This is a genomic window from Falsiroseomonas sp. RANM36, assembly GCF_056682175.1.
The window spans coordinates 669,478-669,832 of record NZ_JBWXTD010000003.1 but is presented as its reverse complement, the minus strand read 5'-3'; the positions used below and the strand labels follow the sequence as shown (position 1 = coordinate 669,832).

Sequence of the window (355 nt, the reverse complement as noted above, 5' to 3'; positions counted from 1 at the left end):
GTTGTGGTTTTCCCCCCCCCCGGGCGCGCGCCCGTCAAGGGGGCCGCGGGGGGGCGCGGGGGCGCCGCCGCTCCCGCGGCGCACGTTCCAGGTCCAGCGTCTCGGTTTCCGCCCAATGCTGCATGATCGACCAGCGGCTGAAGAGCTGCGCGCCCGACGCCGCCGCGGCCAGCCGCAACTGGTCGCGATAGGCGTCCACATTCGCATTGGTGCGCAGGAACCGCGAGAACTGCATGTCCATCAGGATCAGGTCGGTCAGCTCGCCGCGCGCGGCGCGGGGGGGGGGGGGGGGGGGGGGGGCGCCCCCCCCCCGCCCCCCAGGGCGGGCGCCCCCCCCCCCCCCCCCCCCCCCCCC

1 protein-coding gene is annotated in these 355 nt (G+C 78.6%); it reads right to left on the bottom strand.

What is annotated here, in order from left to right:
• Positions 1-34 precede the first annotated feature (34 nt).
• Positions 35-355, bottom strand: a 321-nt coding sequence (locus AC1MIR_RS07995; protein WP_480027646.1) for a hypothetical protein, incomplete at its 5' end; no start/stop codon positions are given.